16 protein-coding genes are annotated in these 19172 nt (G+C 71.9%); 4 read left to right on the forward strand and 12 right to left on the reverse strand.

Features of this window, described 5'->3' with window-relative positions; translation table 11 throughout:
- Window positions 1–72: 72 nt before the first annotated feature.
- Together OG885_RS08505 and OG885_RS08510 are read left to right on the forward strand one after the other, a co-directional pair.
- Window positions 73–1032, forward strand: a complete 960-nt coding sequence (locus tag OG885_RS08505; RefSeq protein WP_405728460.1) for an LLM class F420-dependent oxidoreductase — start codon at window positions 73–75, stop codon at window positions 1030–1032.
- A 2-nt stretch (window positions 1033–1034) separates the two neighbouring features.
- Window positions 1035–2126, forward strand: coding sequence for an enolase C-terminal domain-like protein (locus OG885_RS08510; protein WP_405728463.1), 1092 nt, complete (start codon window positions 1035–1037; stop codon window positions 2124–2126).
- A gap of 36 nt (window positions 2127–2162) precedes the next feature.
- Here OG885_RS08510 and OG885_RS08515 read toward each other — a convergent pair whose 3' ends face one another.
- Both OG885_RS08515 and OG885_RS08520 read right to left on the reverse strand, forming a co-directional pair.
- On the reverse strand, window positions 2163–3191 hold the full coding sequence (locus OG885_RS08515; RefSeq protein WP_405728466.1) for an SDR family oxidoreductase: 1029 nt from the start codon (window positions 3189–3191) through the stop codon (window positions 2163–2165).
- A 6-nt stretch (window positions 3192–3197) separates the two neighbouring features.
- Window positions 3198–3737 carry a phage holin family protein gene (locus OG885_RS08520; RefSeq protein WP_405728469.1) on the reverse strand — a complete coding sequence of 180 codons (540 nt, stop codon included), beginning with the start codon at window positions 3735–3737 and terminating at the stop codon, window positions 3198–3200.
- Between the two features lie 126 nt (window positions 3738–3863).
- On the opposite strand from OG885_RS08520, the gene OG885_RS08525 reads away from it, so the two are divergent.
- Window positions 3864–4211, forward strand: a complete 348-nt coding sequence (locus OG885_RS08525) for a VOC family protein (protein WP_399951679.1) — start codon at window positions 3864–3866, stop codon at window positions 4209–4211.
- A gap of 12 nt (window positions 4212–4223) precedes the next feature.
- Here OG885_RS08525 and OG885_RS08530 read toward each other — a convergent pair whose 3' ends face one another.
- From OG885_RS08530 to OG885_RS08565, 8 genes are all read right to left on the reverse strand, one after another.
- Window positions 4224–6134, reverse strand: a complete 1911-nt coding sequence (locus OG885_RS08530) for a DUF5107 domain-containing protein (RefSeq protein ID WP_405728473.1) — start codon at window positions 6132–6134, stop codon at window positions 4224–4226.
- A 93-nt stretch (window positions 6135–6227) separates the two neighbouring features.
- Window positions 6228–6782 (reverse strand): GNAT family N-acetyltransferase, encoded by a 555-nt coding sequence (locus tag OG885_RS08535; protein WP_405728476.1) that lies wholly within the window; start codon window positions 6780–6782, stop codon window positions 6228–6230.
- A 19-nt stretch (window positions 6783–6801) separates the two neighbouring features.
- Window positions 6802–7044, reverse strand: a complete 243-nt coding sequence (locus OG885_RS08540) for a LapA family protein (protein WP_399951670.1) — start codon at window positions 7042–7044, stop codon at window positions 6802–6804.
- A 59-nt stretch (window positions 7045–7103) separates the two neighbouring features.
- Window positions 7104–8903, reverse strand: coding sequence for a CocE/NonD family hydrolase (locus tag OG885_RS08545; protein WP_405728480.1), 1800 nt, complete (start codon window positions 8901–8903; stop codon window positions 7104–7106).
- Between the two features lie 57 nt (window positions 8904–8960).
- On the reverse strand, window positions 8961–9884 hold the full coding sequence (locus OG885_RS08550) for an LD-carboxypeptidase (protein ID WP_405728483.1): 924 nt from the start codon (window positions 9882–9884) through the stop codon (window positions 8961–8963).
- On the reverse strand, window positions 9881–11845 hold the full coding sequence (locus OG885_RS08555) for a prolyl oligopeptidase family serine peptidase (protein WP_405728486.1): 1965 nt from the start codon (window positions 11843–11845) through the stop codon (window positions 9881–9883). Before OG885_RS08555 ends, OG885_RS08550 begins: the two co-directional genes overlap by 4 nt.
- A gap of 4 nt (window positions 11846–11849) precedes the next feature.
- Window positions 11850–13154 carry a M20/M25/M40 family metallo-hydrolase gene (locus OG885_RS08560; protein ID WP_405728489.1) on the reverse strand — a complete coding sequence of 435 codons (1305 nt, stop codon included), beginning with the start codon at window positions 13152–13154 and terminating at the stop codon, window positions 11850–11852.
- Entirely contained in the window at window positions 13147–13980 is an 834-nt protein-coding gene (locus tag OG885_RS08565) for a M55 family metallopeptidase (protein WP_405728492.1), read from the reverse strand. Before OG885_RS08565 ends, OG885_RS08560 begins: the two co-directional genes overlap by 8 nt.
- Before the next feature lie 139 nt (window positions 13981–14119).
- Between OG885_RS08565 and lpdA the strand changes: the two genes are divergently transcribed.
- A complete protein-coding gene (lpdA, locus tag OG885_RS08570) occupies window positions 14120–15532 on the forward strand; it encodes a dihydrolipoyl dehydrogenase (RefSeq protein ID WP_405728495.1) in 1413 nt (470 codons plus the stop codon).
- 280 nt (window positions 15533–15812) lie between these two features.
- Here lpdA and OG885_RS08575 read toward each other — a convergent pair whose 3' ends face one another.
- Both OG885_RS08575 and OG885_RS08580 read right to left on the reverse strand, forming a co-directional pair.
- Window positions 15813–16538 carry a class I SAM-dependent methyltransferase gene (locus tag OG885_RS08575; RefSeq protein ID WP_405728498.1) on the reverse strand — a complete coding sequence of 242 codons (726 nt, stop codon included), beginning with the start codon at window positions 16536–16538 and terminating at the stop codon, window positions 15813–15815.
- 155 nt (window positions 16539–16693) lie between these two features.
- Window positions 16694–19156, reverse strand: a complete 2463-nt coding sequence (locus tag OG885_RS08580; protein WP_405728501.1) for a SpoIIE family protein phosphatase — start codon at window positions 19154–19156, stop codon at window positions 16694–16696.
- Between the last annotated feature and the right edge of the window lie 16 nt (window positions 19157–19172).

The raw sequence follows: 19172 nt of genomic DNA on the forward strand, positions 1-19172 counted from the left end.
GTCGGCCGGTTTCCGTCGTCGCCATCGGGTACCCGGAGCGTGCCGTCGTACAGCTCTCGTTGGAGGTCCCCCATGCCCGAGTACGGCTATTTCCTGTCCTGCGAGGAGTTCGGCCCCGCGGAGCTCGTCGAGCAGGCGCGTATGGCGGAACAGGCCGGATTCCGCGCCCTGTGGATCTCCGACCACTACCACCCGTGGAACGACGCGCAGGGCCAGAGCCCGTTCGTCTGGTCGGTGCTCGGAGCACTCTCGGAGGCGGTGTCGCTGCCGGTGGAGACGGCCGTGACCTGCCCGACGGTCCGCACGCATCCGGCGGTGATCGCCCAGGCCGCGGCGACCACGGCGGTGATGACCGAGGGCCGTTTCCGGCTCGGCGTGGGCAGCGGCGAGGCCCTCAACGAGCACATCCTGGGCCATGTCTGGCCGCCGGCGAGCGTGCGCCTGGAGATGCTGGAGGAGTCGATCCAGATCATGCGCCGGCTGTTCACCGGCGAGGAGGTCAGCCACCACGGCACCCACTACACGGTGGAGAATGCCCGTCTCTACACGGTCCCCGACCAGCCCGTGCCCATCGACATCTCGGGCTTCGGCCCGGCGGCGACCGCGCTGGCGGCCCGGGTGGGCGACGGCTACATCACGATGATGCCGGAGGAGTCGATGGTGGAGCAGTTCCGCAAGGGCGGCGGGGGCGCGAAGCTCGTGAGCGGCGGGACGAAGGTCTGCTACGGCACGGACCGCGACGAGGCGGTACGCACCGTGCACCGGTTGTGGGCCAACCAGTTCCTGCCCGGCGAGCTGGCCCAGGTGCTGCCCTCGCCGAGCCACTTCGAGCAGGCGCAGACCCTGGTCACCGAGGACATGGTGCGCGACAAGGCGGTGTGCGGCGACGACGTCGACGAGCACGTGGCGGCCCTGTCGGCTTTCGCCGACGCGGGCTTCGACCGGGTCTACGTCAACCAGATCGGCCCCGACCAGCGCGGCTTCTTCGACTTCTACCGTACGAAGGTGCTGCCGCAGCTCGCGCAGGACTGACCGTGAAGCTGCATCGTCCGGCGGTGTCCGTCTACACGGTGCCGACCGACGCGCCCGAGGCCGACGGCACGCTGACCTGGGACTCCACCACCATCGTGGTCACGGAGGTGACGGCGGGCGACGCGACCGGCACGGGCTGGACCTACGGTCCGCCGGCGGTCGGCGACTTCCTGCGCGAGCACCTCGCCCCGCTGGTCGAGGGCCGCGGCGCGCTGGACATCCCGGCGACCCACGAGGCGATGTGCCGCTCGGTCCGCAACGCGGGCCGCCCGGGCATCGCCGCGTGCGCGATCTCGGCCCTCGACATCGCCCTGTGGGACCTCAAGGCCCGCCTCCTGGAACTCCCTCTCGCCCGCCTCCTGGGCGTCGTCCGCGAACGGGTCCCGGTGTACGGCAGCGGCGGCTTCACGACGTACGACGACACGCACATGGCGGCCCAGCTGGGCGGCTGGGTGCATGGGCAGCAGATTCCGCGCGTGAAGATCAAGATCGGTGAGGGCTGGGGCCGTTCGGTCCCCAGGGACCTCGCCCGCGTCCGCGCCGCCCGTCAAGTGATCGGCCCTCGCGCCGAGTTGTACGTCGACGCGAACGGCGCGTACACCTGTAAGCAGGCGGTCCGCGTGGGCGGTGCGCTCGCCGAGTCGGGCGTGGTCTGGTTCGAGGAGCCGGTGTCCTCGGACGATCTGACGGGCCTCAGACTGGTCCGCGACGCGCTCACGTGCGATGTGACGGCGGGCGAGTACGGATACGACCTGCCCTACTTCGCCCGCATGATCTCCGCGGGCGCGGTGGACTGCCTCCAGATCGACGCGACCCGTTGCGGCGGCCTCACCGAGTTCCTCCGGGCGGCGTCCCTCGCCCAGGCCCACGGTCTGGAGGTCTCCACCCACTGCGCCCCGCACGCCCACGCGGCGGCCGCCGCGTCCCTGCCCAACCTGCGTCACATGGAGTGGTTCCACGACCACGTCCGCATCGAGGACATGCTCTTCGACGGCGCCCTGGACCCGACGGGCGGCACGATCCGCCCCACGACGGGCATCGGCCACGGCCTGACCCTACGGGGCGAGGACGCGCGGGAGTTCAGGGTGGCGTGAGAGCGGGGAGTTCAGCGTGGCGTGACGGCGTGGGCACTAACCTCGGCGCCGCATCGACCGGGCGGCCACAACCCCCGCGCCGACCAAGAGCGCGGCTCCCGCCCGCCCCCGGTTGCGGGAGAGCCATTCCTGTGAACTCCCCGACTGCGACTCGTCGTCGAACCGCCCGTGCGCCCCGAAGTCCCTGCCGTGGGGTCCGTCGGCCGGGCTCCACAGATTGCCCGTGCCACCCTCGGCCGAGCCGTCCTGCTGTGCCTCGAAGGCGTTGCGTGCCAGGTAGCGGTCCAGCAGGCCCGGGGCCACCGCGTTGGCCAGCAGCGTCGCCACCGTCGATCCCCCGACCCAGTACTCCCGCCGCCGCCCGTGGGACGCGGCGTGCACGATCGCCCGTGCCGCCACCTCCGGCTGGTACACCGGCGCGACGGGCCTGGCCCGTCCCGGCATCCGGCTCAACACCCAGTCGAACTGGGGGGTGTTGACGGCGGGGAGCTGCACCATCGTCGTACGGACGCCGCTGCCGGCGTGCAACAGCTCGCAGCGCAGCGACTCGTTGAAGCCCTGGATGGCGTGCTTCGCGCCGCAGTAGGCGGACTGCAACGGGATCCCGCGGTAGGCGAGGGCCGAGCCGACCTGCACCACGGTCCCCCGGTCGCGCGCCAGCATGTGCCGCAGCGCCGCCCGGGTGCCGAACACATAGCCCAGATACGTCACTTCGGTCACCCGACGGAACTCGTCCGCGGTGACCTCGGTGAACGGGGCGAAGACCCCGGCGAAGGCGTTGTTGACCCAGACGTCGATGCCGCCGAAGGTGTCGGCGACCTTCTGCGCCGCGTCGTCGACGGCCTTGGCGTCGGACATGTCGACGGGGACGACGAGCGCCTCACCGCCGGCCCGCTGCACCTCGTCCGCCGCCGCGGCGAGACCTTCGCGCCCCCGGGCCAGCAGGGCGACCCGGTCGCCCCGGGCGGCGAAGGCCAGGGCCGTGGCCCGCCCCACGCCGCCGCTGGCGCCGGTCACCACCACGACCCTGCCGGGCCGGGAGAGCGCGCTCCAAGGCCGTACCACCCCGCATCACGCCCGGTGATGCGGCTGCTCGGGGTCGATGTCGTCGGGGCGCGGTGCCGCGCCGGGTGCCCCGGTCGCCGGCGTACCCGCGCCGGGTGCGCCGGTCGCCCCGCCGACGCCACCGGGCGCGACGGGCGGCATCGGCGGATACGGCATGCCGAGCCCGCTCGGCGGCGCGCCGGGGGCCGTACCGCCCACGACCCGGTCACGGCCCGCGGCGAGTTCGGCCTCGCGCTCCGAGGTGGGCCGGGCCGCCGACGGCCGGGCCATGCCTCGCAGCACGAACGCGACGACACCGAGGACGGCCGCGGTGATCAGCGCGGCGGCCCAGTCGGGCAGGCCGAGGGCGAGGGCCAGGCCCAGCGTGAGGGCGAGGGCAGCGCCCGCGTACAGGGCGACGGCGCCGGACGCGGCGTACAGCATGGCCGTGCGGCGCTGCTTGCGAGTCTGTTCGCGCAGTTCGTCGCGCACGGTCTCGCGCGCCACCTGCGCCAACTCGTCGACGAGATGCTTGTCCAGGTGCTCAAGGTGATCCAAGCGGTCCATGGCCGCCGGGTACCCGCACACCCGTACGCATAACGCGCCCCCACCGACGTCGGCTCCCACGGCCGGGGCGAGGAGATCACGTGAAACGATCTCCTCGCCGACGCCGCCCCAACTAGGCTCGTCCGCATGGACATTCTGGGAGCCACGCTGCGTGTCTGCGTCGACGACCTGGAGACCGCGGTCCCCTTCTACGAACGCCTGGCGGGCGGCACCGCCCTGCGCTTCGAACGCGGCGGCGTCCAGGTCGCCGCCGTCGGCTGCTTCCTCCTGATGAGCGGCCCCGCGGCGGAACTGGAGATCCTCCGCAAGGTCGCGGCCACCATCGCCGTCAAGGACGTCGACGAAGCCCATCAGGTACTGACCGAGCTGGGCGCGCGGGTGATCGCGGGCCCGGTGGGGACGCCTGCGGGCCGCAATCTGATCGCGGTGCATCCGGACGGGGCGGTGTACGAGTACGTGGACCGGCGGGTGTAGGACCCGTTCGGGTCAGCGCATGCGGAAGTCGTAGCGTGCCGGGAGCGGCTCGTCGCTGATGCGTTCCCACAGACGCCCCACCGTCTCCGCGCCCTCCCGCAGGTCCGCGACCTCGAACCCCTCGTCGTAGACGGCGCGCGCCTCGTCCCGTCGTCCCTCCGCGAGCAGCAGCCCGGCCTCGATCAGCCGGAACCGCCCGCGGGCCCGGGTCGCGGGGTGCAGTCGCTCCCACACCGCCCGCGCCTCACCCGTGCGCCGTACGGCGAGCAGCGTCTCGATCGCCTCGCGCCCCAGCGCGGCCGTGGCGGCGGTCCACCGCTCCCCCGCGTCCCGCCGCTCCCGGCACAGGTCGTCGAAGGCCTCGGCGTAGCGGTCGGCGGCCCGCTCATGGTTGTCGATCTCCCGGTCGGCGACCGCGAGACAGCGCAGCAACGGCCACACGGACGGGGCGAGTGCGAGGGCCCGCTCCCAGCTGCGCACCGCCTGCGCCCGGTCCCCGGCGTGCCACTGGGCGATGCCGAGGTGGTACTCGGTGTGCGGGGTGGCGGGCGCGGTCTCCAGCATGTCCCGCCAGTGCGGGGCGACCAGCGTCTCGCCGGGCGGCCGCACCCGCCGCGGCTCCGGCAGCGCGCCGACCCGCAGCAGCCGCAGCCATGGCTCCTGTTCCTCACCGAGGGTGGCTGCGTCGAAGGGTGTGCCGGGCAACTTCCAGTCGGCGCGCAGCACTTCGAGCGCGCCCCAGCCGGAGCCGGTGGCGAGGATCTCGCCGGGTTCGGTGTCGGCGCACGGCTTCCAGCGGGCGTACGCGGCCTCGACGTCGGCACGCGGCAGCACGGCCTCCAGCCGCGCCTCCACCTCGTCGGCCGCGGGCGGGGAACTCAGCGGCCCGTACGCCTCCAGCCAGGCCACCTCACCCTCCCCCTCCAACCGCACATGCTCCAACTGCGTACGGGCGAGACCGGCTTGGATCTCGCAGTAGCCGCCGGTGCCGGGCTCGGTCAGCCACTCCTGCCAGCGCCGTCCGCCCCGCCCAGCGCCCCAGATGAACAGCTTGCGCCCGCGCAGCACGTCGGTGGACGTCTGCACCAGCCCGGTCCCGTCGTCGTCGAGGGCGGCGATCCAGCGGCGGCGCGGCGCGGGTACTTCGTAGAAGTAGTCGGCGGGGTACGGGTGTTGCCGTACCTCCTCGTAGGACGGGACCGGCATCCGGCGCAGCATCCGGTCGTATCCGAACTGCCACGCCTCCTCCGCGGGGGCGAGCACCCGGCGCTCCTCCGGCACCGCGATGTTGGACCACCAGTACGTCGGCACGGGCCGCTCGTGCGGATTGCGGACGCGGACGCCGACGTACAGGAAGTCGGAGTCCTCCGGCAGCCAGAGGTCGACCTGGAAGGGCAGGTCGCGCAACCGTTCCCACTCCCACAGCCGCAGCATCTCGCCGCCGTCGGGGGCGGTGACGCGGGCGGCGTGCAGGGGTGCGCAGGCGAGGGTGGTGTGGCCGGTGGCACCGATGTTCCACTCGATGCCGCCGGAGAACCAGGCGCCGTTGAGGGCGAAGTCGGCGGGCTGGAACACCGGGTTGCGGTACAGGAGTTCACGGCCGGTCGGCTTGTGGAGGAGGGAGGCGATCCGGCCGCCGAGGCCGGGCAGCACGGTGGCCCGCAGCCGGTCGTTCTCGATGACGAGGGTGTCGATCGCGCGCGGCTCGCGCACCCGCTCGTAACCGTCCCGGACGTGCACGGGCAGCAGGCTGCGCAGCGGCTCGTAGCCGATCTGCCGGGCCATCTCCCGGGGCAGTCCGTCCCGGTCCTCGATCCGATGGAGTTCGTCGAGGGGCCTGAGCGGGGGCAGTGGGTTGTCCGGCCCCAACTCCGCGGCGGGCAGCGTCAGTACGTCACGTCGGATCGTCGTCACGATCACCATGGAAGCCGCTCGCCCGGGAGCTGAACAGGGGCGCTACGGGTCAGGATTGGGCAAAGCGCCGTGACTTCGCCGCGCCGTCACTTCACTGCGCCGTCACTTCGCCTTGCGGATCATCTCGGTGGTGATCGCCCAGCGCTCGTGGTCCCGCCAGGCCCCGTCGATGTAGAGCATGTGCGGCGAGTAGCCCTCCAGGCGGAAGCCGCAGGAGCGGGCGAGGGCGATCGAGGCGGCGTTGCCGGGCTGCACGTTGATCTCCAGCCGGTGCAGCCGCATCCCGCCGAAGGCGTACCGCACGACGAGCCCGAGCCCCTCCCGCATCAGCCCGCGTCCGGCGGCGTGGGCGAAGGCCCCGTATCCGAGCGCCCCGCTGAGGAAGGCGCCCTCGACGATGTTGTTGATGTTGATGTATCCGGCGATGGCCCCGCTGTCCTTCTCACACACCAGGAACCCGACCTTGGTCGGGTCCTCGATCAGCCGCTGCGCGAAGGCCGCGAACCCGCTCGCGCTGTCCGGCGGGAACAGCCACGGCTGATGCAGCTCCTTGCTCTCCCGGGCCCGGGCCGTGAACTCAGGTCCGTCCTCATAGCTGATGTGGCGTATGCCCACGCGGGGGCCCTCGACAAGGAATCGGGATGGGGTGTGCGGCATCCGGTCACCCTACGACGGGCTAGCTTCTGCGCTTCATGAAGTACGCCCCGCACAGCGCCCCGATGAGGCCCGTGGCCAGCAGCGCCGTCCACAGCGGCATGGTCACCTCGGGGATCAGCAGTCTGATCTTGGTCTGGCCGGTGTTCTCGAAGATGAAGATCAGGGCGAGGACGGCGAGCAGCAGGACGACGATCCTCGCGGGCGTCACCGCACTGCTCCTGCCGCCGGCGCCACTGCCGCTCTCGGATGTCTTCGGGCTCATGCGACCAGGGTGAGCCCGAAGCTCCCCGCCCGCGATCCGGGCGCCACCCCTCGGGTGACTCAGCCGCCCACCACCGGCAGCTCCAGCACCCCCGTCTCCCCCCGCCCGCTCACCACGGTCACCGGCTTGATCCCCCGGTTGCCGAAGTACGCGTCGTCGCTCGCCGCGACCACGAACCGCAGCCGGTGCCCCTGCTCGTACCGGTGGACGATCCCCGGCAGGGTCACGGTGAAGCTCCGGGTCACGTCGGGCACCCGGACCGGTGCGACCAGCCGGTGGACCAGGGTCTGGGTGCCGTCGGGCGCGACGTCGTACAGCTTGGCGAACAGAACGAGCTTGTCGGCGGCGTTCCCGGAGTGCTGGGTCCGCTCGGCCTGGGGCGAGACGACCTTGAGCGTGGCCTTGGGCGCGCCCACGACGTCGGTGGGCCGGGTGAGCGGTTCGCTGGTCCAGCCGAGGTAGGTGCCCTGGGTGTCGTAGGGCGCCGGGTCGGGCAGTCCTACGATCCCGGCCAGCGAGCTCTCGGAGTGGCTGGTCGGGACGAGCCAGTTGGTGTACGTCCGGCTGCCGCGCGTCACCTTGCGGCGGTTGTCGACGAGCTTGCCGTCGCCGGACAGGTAGAGCTTCTGGCTGAGCACGGGGAGGCTGCCGGCGGTGGCGTAGGTCCCGTTCGGGTCGGTGATCCAGTCGCGGTAGTAGGCGAACGCCGGGCCCGTGTCGGTGGTCTTCTGCTTGCGCAGATAGCGGTCGAACCAGGCGAGGACGCGCTTGCCGACGTAACTGGACTCCAAGTTGCCCTGGCCGAGGTTGAGTTCACCGGCGGCCAGGCCCCCGCTGTGCCCCCAGGACTGCCAGATCATCTTGGTGGTCGTGCCCTGCGCCTTGAGTTTCCGGTACGTCGCTGTCGCCTCGTTGAGGTTGAAGAGGCTGTCGGCCTGTCCCTGGACGAGGAGCGTGGGCGCCTTCACCCGGTCGAGGTAGGTGACCGGGGAGACGCTGCGGGCGTAGGCGAGCAGGTCGGCGGTCCCGGCGGCGGGGTAGCTGCCGGAGTTGAGGGTGCGGACGGTGTCGCAGGCGTCGGTGACGAAGTGCAGACAGCCGAGGGAGTTGATGCGGGACGGGTCGAGGTTCACGGTGGTCAGAGGCTGGCTCTCGCCGATGAGGTAGAAGCCGTTGGTCCACTGCCACTTGAAGGCGCCGGGCACCTGGCGTGCGGCGTTGTTCGGGTCCAGGGCGTACGCCAGGTCGTTCCAGGTGATCATCGGCACGAGCGCGTCCACGCGGTGGTCGACGGCGGCCGTGGCCAGCTGCACGGCGCCGCCGTAGGAGCCTCCGATCATGCCGACGCGCGGGTCGCCCTTTCCGTCGAGGGTGACGAAGTCGGCCTTGGTGCCGTCGTCGGCGGCCCGTGTCCCGGCGAGGAAGTCGATGAGCCGGGAGGCGGCCCGGCCGTCGATGGCCGGGTCGTCCAGGGAGATCAGACAGCCGGAGTTGCCGAAGCCGAGGCCCGAGTAGATGAGCGAGACATAGCCGCGCTCCGCGAAGGCCTTGCCGATGGCGTCCGTGGAACCGTCGGACTTGCTGCCGCCGAAGCCGTTGGTGGCGAGCACGGCGGGCGCCCGGTCGACACCGTTGGGCCGGTACAGATCGGCGTCGATCGTGCACGTACGACCGCCCGCCTGGACGGTGAACTTCAGGGCGGTGACGGTGTACTGGCCGGTGGCGGGGGCCGGTGTGGCGAAGGTGGCGCCGAGCAGGAGAGCGAGCGGAACGCTGTAGCCGAGCACACGACGGGACACGAGACCTCCACGCTGAGGACAACCCGACCTACCAACCGGTACGTACCGGCCGGTAGTCATGGTGTGACACGTGTCAGACCCGGTCAATCACCGGGACGGGGGTTTCTTGACGGAGATTCAGCGGAGGGCGGGCTCCCTGAGGGTCAACGTGGCGCTGTCGGCGTCGAGTTCGGCCGCCACTCCGAACGGGATCGTCAACGCCCCGTCACCGTGACCGAATCCGAACTCCTCCACGACCGGCACCCCGAGCCCGCCGAGCCGGTCGACGAGCAACGCCCGCACCCCCGCATACGGATCGCAGTCCTGCCAGGACCCGAGCAGCACCCCCCGCACCCCGTCCAGCCAGCCCGCGCGCAGGAGTTGGGTGAGATAGCGGTCGAGCCGGTACGTCTCCTCCCCCACGTCCTCCAGACAGAGCAGTCCGCCGCGCGCGGAGGGCCGGGCGTACGGGGTGCCCAGGTCGGCGGCGAGCAGGCAGAGGCAGCCGCCCAGCGTGACGCCCCTGGCCCGTCCGGAGACCAGCGGTGTGCCGCCGCTGGCGATCGTGCGGACCGTCTCCGGGGTGAACAGGGTGGCCTTCAGATGGTCCTGTGCCCGGGTGCTCTTGATGAAGTCGATCCCGGCCGCCATCGGCCCGTACAGCGTGGCGAGGCCGAGCCGGGCGGCGAACGCCTCGTGCAGCACGGTGATGTCGCTGAAGCCGACGAACACCTTGGGCCCGGCCGCCCGCATGGCGTCCCAGTCGAGCAGGTCGATCATCCGCTGGACGCCGTAGCCTCCGCGGGCGCACAGCACCGCGTCCACGGCCGGGTCGCACCAGGCGGCCTGGAGGTCGGCGGCGCGGTCCGCGTCGGTGCCCGCGAGGTAGGTGAACTCGCCGTGCCGGTCCAGCACATGGGGTGCCACCACCGGGTCGAGGTCCCAGCCGCGCAGCACGTCGAGGCCGGCCTGGAGCCGCTCCTCGGGCACGGGGCCGCTGGGCGCGACGACGGCGACCCGGGCGCCGGGGGCGAGTCGGGACGGCCGGACGAGTTCTCTCACTTGCTGAGCTCCAGGGTCGGGATGCCGGGCGGGTTGAGCACGAAGACCTGGGCGTACAGGGAGAGTTCGGCCTCCAGGCTCCTGATCATGGTGTCCGCCCGCCGGAACCCGTGTCCCTCCCCCTCGAAGGCCAGGTAGGCGTGCGGCACCCGGCGCCCCTCCATCCGGGCGAGGAACCGCTCGCACTGGGCGGGCGGGCAGATCACGTCGTCCAGGCCCTGGAGCAGCAGGAAGGGCGCGGTGATCCGGTCGGCGTGCTCGGTGGGCGAGCGCTCCGCGTAGCGCGCGGGCACCTCGGCGAGCGGGCCGACGAGCGTCTCCAGGTACTGCGACTCGAAGTCATGGGTCTCCCCCTCGCCCCAGCCGGCCAGGTCGAGGATGGGGTAGACGATGGTGCCGCAGGCGTAGACGTCGGTCGCGGTGAGCGAGGCCGCCGCGGTCCAGCCGCCGGCGCTGCCGCCGCGGATCGCGAGGCGGTCCCGGTCGGCGGTGCCCTCGTCGGCGAGGGCGAGCGCGACGGCCGCGCAGTCCTCGACGTCGACGACGCCCCACTGCTCGCGCAGCCGGTTGCGGTACTCGCGGCCGTGCCCGGTCGAGCCGCCGTAGTTGACCTCGGCGACACCGATGCCGCGGGAGGTGAAGTAGGCGATGGACAGGTCGAGGACGAGGGGCGCCCTGCTGGTCGGACCGCCGTGCGCCCACACCACGTACGGCGGCAGTTGGTCGCCGGGGGCGACACAACCGGGGTGGTGGGGTGGGTAGATGTGGGCGTGGATCTCGCGTCCGGCGGGTCCGGTGAAGGTGCGGATCTGCGGCTCGGGGTAGTACGCGGGGTCCACCGAGTCGTCGTGGCGGGCTCCGATCACCCTCGCCCGGCCGGTGCGGGTGTCGAGCTCCACCACCTCGTGGTCGCTGCGCGGACTGGCCCCGACGGCGACCACCCGCTCGCCGAGGACGGCCAGGGTGGGCGCGAACTCGGTCCAGGGGCCCGCCGCGTCGACGACCTCGGCGCTCTCCGGGTCCAGTATCCCGAGGGCGGTGGCGCCCCGGCCGTGCACGACGGCGATCAGACCGCTCTCAAGCGGGGCGAACCAGCGCTGCCCCAGCTTCCACAGCGGCCCGCCGAACTCCTCCTCCCGCGGGCACAGCGGCTGGCCGTCGCGGTAGAGGTTCCACCAGCCGGTGCGGTCGCTCGCGTACAGCAGGGCACCGTCGTGGGCCCAGTCGACCTGGGCGATGGACTCCTCGGGTCCGCCGGCGACCGTGCGGGCGGCTTGCAGGGTGCCGTCCTCCCGCACCTGGGCGAGGACCAGCTCCGTACCGTCCCAGGGCATCCGCGGATGGTCCCAGCCGAGCCAGGCCACGTGCCGCCCGTCGGGTGAGATCCGCGGTCCGGTGACGAACCGGTGCCGGGCCTCGGTCAGTTCCCGTACGGCGTCCCGGTCCTGGGCGGCCGAACCGTCCAGCGGCACGGCGGCGAGGACCCGGCGGACGTCGGTGGGCCCGTCGCCGGTGAACTCCTCCAGGACACACCACACTTCGCCCCGGTCAAGAAGCAACACCGGGTCCGCCCAACGCAGTCCACCGCCCACCGGCGAGACGGGGGTGAGCGGACGCGGGTCGCCGCCGGGCTCGTACCGGTACAGGCGCTGGTCGGCGAAGTTCACGAAGACGACGAGCGGTCGGCCGTCCTGAACCACACCGGCCCAGGGCTGACCGCCGTACTCGATGACCCGGCTGCGGACGTTCCACGGCGCCGGGAGCACCGACTCCTCGCTGCCGTCGGCGTGGCGTCGCACCAGCGTGCGCCGGCCGCCCTCGGTGGGCCGTGGCTCCGTCCACCACGCCTCGTCGCCGACGAGGCCCACCCACTCGGGGTGCCCGTCGTGCGCGGCGGCGAGGGCCGCGTCGATGGGCGAGGGCCACGAACCGAAGGGCAAGGTCTGCACGTCGTCCCCCATGTGCCTAGGCGGTGCGCAGGAACCGGTCGAGGACGCGGACGCCGAAGTGCAGCGCCTCGACCGGGACCCGCTCGTCCACACCGTGGAAGAGAGCCTGGTAGTCGAAGCCCTCGGGGAGCTTCAGCGGCGCGAAGCCGTAGCCGGTGACACCGAGGCGCGAGAACTGCTTGGCGTCCGTGCCGCCGGACATGCAGTACGGCACCACATGCCCCTCCGGCGCGAACTCCTCGACGGCCGCCCGCATACGCGCGTACGTCGGTGAGTCCAGCGGCGCCTGGAGCGCGACCTCGCGGTGCTGGAACTCCCACTCGACGTCCGGTCCGGTCAGCAGGTCGAGGGTCGTGCGGAACTCTTCCTCGCCGCCCGGCAGATACCGTCCGTCGACATACGCCACGGCCTCCCCGGGAATCACGTTGAGCTTGTAACCGGCGTCCAGCATGGTCGGGTTGGCGCTGTTGCGTACGGTCGCCTCGACCAGCCCCGCGGCCGGTCCCAGCTTCTCCAGCAGGGCGTCCACGTCGGTCAGATCCGGCTCGATGCCGTACAGGACGGCGAGTTCGGTGAGGGCGGCCCGCACGGTGTCGGTGATCCGCAGCGGCCACTCGTGCTCGCCGATGCGGGTGACGGCGGCGGCGAGGCGGGTGACCGCGTTCTCCCGGTTCACCTTGGAGCCGTGTCCGGCCCGGCCGCGCGCGGTGAGCTTCAGCCAGCCCGTGCCCCGCTCACCGGCCGCGATGGGGTAGAGCTGCCGTCCGGCGCCGTCGTGGAAGGTGAACGCCCCGGACTCGCTGACACCCTCGGTGCAGCCCTCGAAGAGCCCCGGATGCCGGTCGGCGAGGAACCCGGAGCCGTCCTCGGCGCTGGCCTCCTCGTCGGCGGTGAACGCGACCACGACGTCCCGCCGGGGCCGTACGCCCTCCCGGGCCCAGGACCGGACCACGGCGAGGATCATCGCGTCCATGTTCTTCATGTCGACCGCGCCCCGGCCCCACACGACCCCGTCGCGGATCTCCCCGGAGAAGGGGTGCACGCTCCAGTCCCGGGCCTCGGCCGGCACCACGTCCAGATGACCGTGGACGAGCAGCGCGTCCGCCGACGGATCGGTGCCCTTAATGCGGGCGACGACGTTCGTACGGCCCCGGGTGCGCTCCAGCAGCACCGGTTCCAGGCCCGCCCCGGCGAGCCGCTCCGCCGCGTACTCGGCGGCCGGGCGTTCCTGGCAGTCGCCGCCGCCCCGGTTGGTGGTGTCGATACGGATCAGATCGGACGTGAACGTCACGACCTCGTCCAGCGCCTGCCCGTCAGCCATACTGCTCCTCCACCGCGGCCGAGACGATCGTGGTGACCGCCTTGAAGGCACGAATTCCCTCGTACATGGTGGCGCTGGTGTACGCCACCTTCCGCTCACCGATCCGCTCCACGCCCGGCACGACGGTCGCCGCCTGGGCCAGATGCTCGGCGTCGAACTCCAGCGCGATCGTGAACGGCCCCGCGTCGACCGGCTCATGACGCACCGCCAGGGCCGCCGCCTCCTTCGCCGCCGCGCGGATGTCGGCGGCGGTCCTGGCCGGCGTACGGCACACGGCGGCGTACCGCGACACATGGTCCTTGACCGCGACCTTGAGCGCCTCGGGCGCGTATCCGAGCGCGTCCTCGCAGGCCACGTCGTCACCGGTGACGAGGATCACGGGTACCCCGTACTCGGCGACCACGCGCGCGTTGAGCAGCCCTTCGCTGGCCCGTTCGTCGTTCACCCACACACCGGTGATGGAGTTGGCGAGATAGGTGTGGGCGAGGACGCCCTCCATGCCGGCGCCCGCGTGGTAGCCGAGGAAGGCGATGCCGTCCACGTCGCCGTGCTGCACGCCCTCCACCATGGACAGCGACTTGTGCCGTCCGGTGAGCATCTCGGCACGGTCGTCGAGGTGCTCCAGGAGCAGGTTGCGCATGGTCCAGTGCGCCTCGTTGATCAGCACTTCGTCGGCACCGCCGTCGAAGAAGCCCAGCACGGCGGCGTTCACGTCCGAGGTGAACATCGCCCGGCACCGCTCCCACTGCGGTGTCCCCGGCAGCACGTCGGCCGGCCAGGTCACACCGGTGGCGCCCTCCATGTCGGCGCTGATGAGGATCTTCATGGTGCTTCACGTTACGCGCTGTCGGCGCTCCGGTTCAGGTCCATGCTCAGCTGATCTCTGTGGCGGCACACTGGCCGGGGTCGGAGAATCGATCCAGGAACCGCAGTTGAACCGATGCACGACGGAAGAGGGACGACCGATGGTCGAGCAGGACGAACGATTCGATGTTGTCGTACTCGGCGCCGGACCCGGCGGCTATGTCGCCGCCGTCCGGGCCGCCCAGCTGGGCAAGCGGGTCGCGGTCGTCGAGGAGAAGTACTGGGGCGGCGTCTGTCTGAACGTGGGCTGCATCCCCACCAAGGCCCTGCTGCGCAACGCCGAGCTGGCGCACCTGTTCACCCACGAGGCGAAGACCTTCGGCATCAAGGTCGACGGGGAGGTCTCCTTCGACTACGGCGAGGCCTTCCGCCGCAGCCGCAAGGTCGCCGACGGGCGGGTCAAGGGCGTCCACTACCTGATGAAGAAGAACAAGATCACCGAGCTGGACGGCCGCGGCACCTTCCTCGACCCGCACACCCTCCAGGTCACCGGCTACGAGGGCGACACCCGGACCATCGGCTTCGAGCACTGCATCATCGCCACCGGCGCCACCCCCAAGCTGCTGCCCGGCACCAAGCGCAGCGCGCGCGTGGTGACCTTCGAGGAGCAGATCCTCGCCGACGACCTCCCGCAGTCGATCGTCATCGCGGGTGCCGGCGCCATCGGCATCGAGTTCGCCTACGTCCTGCACAACTACGGCGTGAAGGTCACGATCGTCGAGTTCCTCGACCGCATGGCTCCCCTGGAGGACGCCGAGGTCTCCGCCGAGCTCGCCCGCCAGTACCGCAAGCTGGGCATCGACGTCCTCACCTCCACCCGCGTCGACGCCATCGACGAGTCCGGCCCCCAGGTCCGCGTCACCGTCACCGGCAAGGACGGCGCGCAGCAGGTCCTTGAGGCCGACAAGGTGCTCCAGGCCATCGGCTTCGCCCCGAACATCTCCGGCTACGGCCTGGAGAACACCGGCGTCGCCCTCACCGAGCGCGGCGCGATCAACGTCGACGGGCGCTGCCGCACCTCCGTGCCGCACCTGTACGCCATCGGTGACGTCACCGCCAAGCTGATGCTCGCGCACACCGCGGAGGCCATGGGCATCATCGCCGCGGAGACCCTCGCCGACGCGGAGACCATGGAACTGAACTACGCCATGATCCCGCGCGCCACCTTCTGCCAGCCCCAGATCGCCAGCTTCGGCTACACCGAGGCGCAGGCCCGCGAGCTGGGCTACGACGTCAAGGTCGCCAAGTTCCCGTTCACCGCGAACGGCAAGTCCCACGGCCTCGGTGACACCACCGGCTTCGTCAAGCTCATCAGCGACGCCAAGTACGGCGAACTGATCGGCGGCCACTTGATCGGCCCCGACGTCACCGAACTCCTCCCCGAACTCACCCTGGCCCAGCAGTGGGACCTCACCGTCCACGAGGTCGCCCGCAACGTCCACGCCCACCCGACCCTGAGCGAGGCGGTCAAGGAGGCGATCCACGGCCTGGCCGGCCACATGATCAACATGTAACGGCCCGCCCCCCATCGGACCCCGGGCCCGGTCCTCCCCCGGCCGCGCCCCACCGCCCCCGGCGCACGCCGCGAGGCCCGGGGCCCACGCCCCACCGGCTCCGCCGAACACAACAACACCCCCAGGCCCGGTCACCCCCACCGCACCACACCGACCCCGCCGAACACCACTACACCCCGAGCAGTGCCACCGGCCACCCACCCCGGCCCCGGGCGGACGTCTGCACCTCCCCCGTCCCGGCCCGCGGGCGGTTCATCCCCGGGCCGGGGCGGGGCTTTCGTCAGGGTGTTCGGCCCACTACCTGCCACTTCGACGGCAGCTCGATCCGGGCTCCGTCGGGTGTGTACTCCGTTGTGGTGAGCGGGAGTTCGCCATTGGCCAGGACCGTGAGGCCGGCCGCCCGCAGATACTCCGGGACCGCCGCGTCCGAGACCTCGCCGGGGGCGATGCCGTGTCGGAAGATCGGGGCGAGTTTGGGCGGCGGTCCCGTGGGGCTCTGGGCCAGGCCCAGCAGGACCGGCTTGGCGGACTCGGAGAGTTCGACGAGGAAGGCCCGGCCGCGCTCGCCGAGAAGCGCGGCGAGGCCGTCGACGAACGGCTGCCGGTCGTCGGGCTCGCACTGGTGCAGTACGCCCCGCACATAGACGTTGGCGTCACCGAGTTCCGCGTGCAGCGACTCCGCCTCCCCCTTCTCGGCGGCGTCGAGCACCCGGTAGCCGGCCTGTCCCGCGGGGTCTGCGTGCCGGGCGTGCTCCACGGCGGCCTCGGACAGGTCGACGCCGAGGACGTGCGGGAAGCGGTCGGCGAGAAAGCGGGTCTGGGTGCCGTTGCCACAGCCCAGGTCGACCAGGGGCAGCCCGGGGTCGGTCAACTGGGGCTCGAACAGGGCGAGATGGAGGCCGACCGTGAGCGCGGGCTCCGCGTCCCAGAACACCGCCCCCGGTTCCTCGGGTGCCTCCCGCCAGAAGCCCTCCCAGGCCTCCCGGTACCGACTCGTCACGCTCATGCCCAACTCCCCAGGATGCGAAGGCGACCCGCCGCGCCTGACGGGCCAGTACGGTCTATCGCGCCCTGGTCACGGCTACAAGCGCCGAGCGCATTCCTTCACTCCTCGTACGAGCCGTGCACGCCCCCGGGCGCCCCGCGCGCCCCGGAGGGCCGTCACCGTCGCGGCAACGTCAGTTCGAACCAGACGGTCTTGCCCGCGTTGGTCCGGCTCGTGCCCCACTCCCGCGCCAGGGTGCTGACGATCCGCAGCCCTCGCCCGAACTCGTCACCGGGACCGGCGTTGAGCAGCGTCGGCAGCTCGTGGTCGTCGTCCTCCACCTCGCACAACAGCGTCTCGCCCCGCACGAGACGCAGCAGGAGAGGGCGGCTGTGCGAATGCCGTACGGCGTTGGTGACGAGCTCGCTCACCATGAGTGCGGTGGTGTCGGCCAGCCGCCCCAGCCCCCACTCGTGCAGTTGTTCCCGCACGGTGGCCCGCGCCCGGCCGACCTCGATCGGATCGAGGGCGAGCCGCCACTCGGCGACGTCCTCCGGCTCGATGCCGTTGAGGCGGGCCATCAGAAGCGCGACGTCGTCCTTGCGGCCGCCTCGGGTGTTGAGGGCGCGGATGATGGTGTCGCAGGCGTCGTCCATGGACGCGGCGGGGTGGGCGGCGGACTCGCACAGCGTGGCCAGTCCCACGCCGATGTCCTCGCCGCGCACCTCGACCAGTCCGTCGGTGCACATCACCAGCCGGTCGCCGGGCCGCACCGGCACCCGTACCGCCTCGAAAGGCACCCCGCCGACGCCGATGGGTGCGCCCGTGGGCAGGTCGAGGAGCTCACTGCGGCCGTCCTCGGCGTGCACGATCACCGGTGGGATGTGGCCCGCGTTGGCGATCTGCACCTCGCCGGCGATCGGGTCGTACACGGCGTACAGACAGGTCGCCAGGTAGGTGTCGCCGAGCCGCTGGGCGAGGTCGTCGAGGTTGCGCAGCAGTTGGGCGGGCGGCAGGTCCATGGCGGCCATGGTCTGCACAGCCGTACGCAACTGGCCCATCATCGCGGCCGAGTTGAGGCCGTGCCCCATGACGTCGCCGACGACGAGGGCGGTACGGGCACCCGGCAGCTTCACCGAGTCGAACCAGTCACCGCCGACGCGTCCGAGCAGGGTGCCGGGCAGATAGCGGGTGGCGATGTCGCAGCCCGCCATGCGCGGCGGGATGTGCGGCAGCATGCTGTCCTGGAGGGTCTCGGCGACGGACTCCTGGTACGTGTACATGCGCGCGTTGTCCAGCACGAGGCCTGCGCGGGCGGCGAGTTCGGCGCCGGTGACCCGGTCCATGTCGTTGAACTCGACGCGCTCCGGGTGCCGCAGCAGGATCATGAAGCCGAGGACCACATTGCGGGCCTTGAGGGGTACGACCAGCATCGACCGGCCGGTGATCAGCGGCCTGATGTCGCGCTTCTCGAACTGCGAGGCGATCATGTGCCCCATCTGCTCGCTGATGCGCGGCACGAGGACGGGCTGACCGCTGGTCATGCACTGGAAGAACGGGGTGTGCGCGGGGAACGGCATGGCCTCGCCGACCGGAACGACGTCGTCCCAGCGGCCGGGTTCGTCGGTGTGCTCCAGGGCGACCCGGTGCCACATGGTGGTGGTGTCCGGGACACCCTCGGGGAACCCCTCTCCGGCGACGACCTGTTCGCGCAGATAGGTGCCGGCGACATCCGTGAAGCGGGGCACGACGGCGCGGCTGACCTCGACGATGGTGCGCGACAGGTCGAGAGAGGTGCCGATGCGTCCGCTGACCTCGTTGAGGAACTCCAGGCGCTCGCGCACGGCGGCGTACTCGAGGTCCTCGCCGTCGTCCGCCGCGATGTCCCGCGGGAGCGGCAGCCCGTCGGCCGCGGCACAGGCGGCCCGCTCCCGGCGCGCCTTGCGCTCGGCGCGCCGCGGGACACCCCAGTCGGGGGTGACGGGCACCCGGTCGTTCTGGCTGAACTCCAGGACGGGATAGCCCAGTTCCAGAATCTGGGCGACGATCCGGGCGCCTTCCTCGACGCTCATGCTGGGCAGGATCTCGGGGAGCCTGCGGGCCAGTTCCTCGGCGCCGGGGAAGTCGGTGTGCAGCGCGAAGGCCGGGGCGATGCGTTCCACGGCCACCAGGTCGTCGGGGTCGTCGGACTTCAGGGCGTCCGCGTCGGCGGCCAGCACCAGCAGCCGCTCGTCGCCGGGGCCGATGAGGGGGTAGGCCCACCACAGCACGTCGGCCCTGCCCTGCTCGGCGACCGTGAGCCGGGCGCGGCCCGCGGCCGGGTAGAAGAGCCTGCCGTCGAGGGAGGACTCCAGGTCGGGTCCGAGCCCGTCGTGGTCGGTGTAGGCCCCGTAGGGCACGGTGTCTTCCTCGTCGGGCAGGGCTCCGGAAACCGGCAGCAGGTCGACCGCGGGGCGGCCGAGGGCCTCTTCCTTCGCGGCGCCGAACAGCCGTCGGGCGCCGCGGCTCCAGTGGGACACGAGGCCGCCGCGGTCCACCACGACCACGGCCAGCGGGATGCGACCGGCCGCGGCGGTCTCCACCGCTCCGGTCCCAGCTCCGCGGCTGGGAGGTGTGTCCCTCGCACTGCCACGGTCCATGGCCCAGGCCCTCTCT

Source organism: Streptomyces sp. NBC_00028 (assembly GCF_045041065.1).
GTDB lineage: Bacteria > Actinomycetota > Actinomycetes > Streptomycetales > Streptomycetaceae > Streptomyces.

Excerpts from the sequence above, each read along its gene's own strand:
- OG885_RS08505 (WP_405728460.1), top strand. The coding sequence starts at position 73 with ATGCCCGAGTACGGCTATTTCCTGTCCTGCGAGGAGTTCGGCCCCGCG.
- OG885_RS08520 (WP_405728469.1), bottom strand. The coding sequence starts at position 3,737 with ATGGACCGCTTGGATCACCTTGAGCACCTGGACAAGCATCTCGTCGAC.
- OG885_RS08525 (WP_399951679.1), top strand. The coding sequence starts at position 3,864 with ATGGACATTCTGGGAGCCACGCTGCGTGTCTGCGTCGACGACCTGGAG.
- OG885_RS08530 (WP_405728473.1), bottom strand. The coding sequence starts at position 6,134 with ATGGTGATCGTGACGACGATCCGACGTGACGTACTGACGCTGCCCGCC.
- OG885_RS08535 (WP_405728476.1), bottom strand. The coding sequence starts at position 6,782 with ATGCCGCACACCCCATCCCGATTCCTTGTCGAGGGCCCCCGCGTGGGC.
- OG885_RS08540 (WP_399951670.1), bottom strand. The coding sequence starts at position 7,044 with ATGAGCCCGAAGACATCCGAGAGCGGCAGTGGCGCCGGCGGCAGGAGC.
- OG885_RS08545 (WP_405728480.1), bottom strand. The coding sequence starts at position 8,903 with ATGACTACCGGCCGGTACGTACCGGTTGGTAGGTCGGGTTGTCCTCAG.
- OG885_RS08555 (WP_405728486.1), bottom strand. The coding sequence starts at position 11,845 with ATGGGGGACGACGTGCAGACCTTGCCCTTCGGTTCGTGGCCCTCGCCC.
- OG885_RS08560 (WP_405728489.1), bottom strand. The coding sequence starts at position 13,154 with ATGGCTGACGGGCAGGCGCTGGACGAGGTCGTGACGTTCACGTCCGAT.
- OG885_RS08565 (WP_405728492.1), bottom strand. The coding sequence starts at position 13,980 with ATGAAGATCCTCATCAGCGCCGACATGGAGGGCGCCACCGGTGTGACC.
- lpdA (WP_405728495.1), top strand. The coding sequence starts at position 14,120 with ATGGTCGAGCAGGACGAACGATTCGATGTTGTCGTACTCGGCGCCGGA.
- OG885_RS08575 (WP_405728498.1), bottom strand. The coding sequence starts at position 16,538 with ATGAGCGTGACGAGTCGGTACCGGGAGGCCTGGGAGGGCTTCTGGCGG.
- OG885_RS08580 (WP_405728501.1), bottom strand. The coding sequence starts at position 19,156 with ATGGACCGTGGCAGTGCGAGGGACACACCTCCCAGCCGCGGAGCTGGG.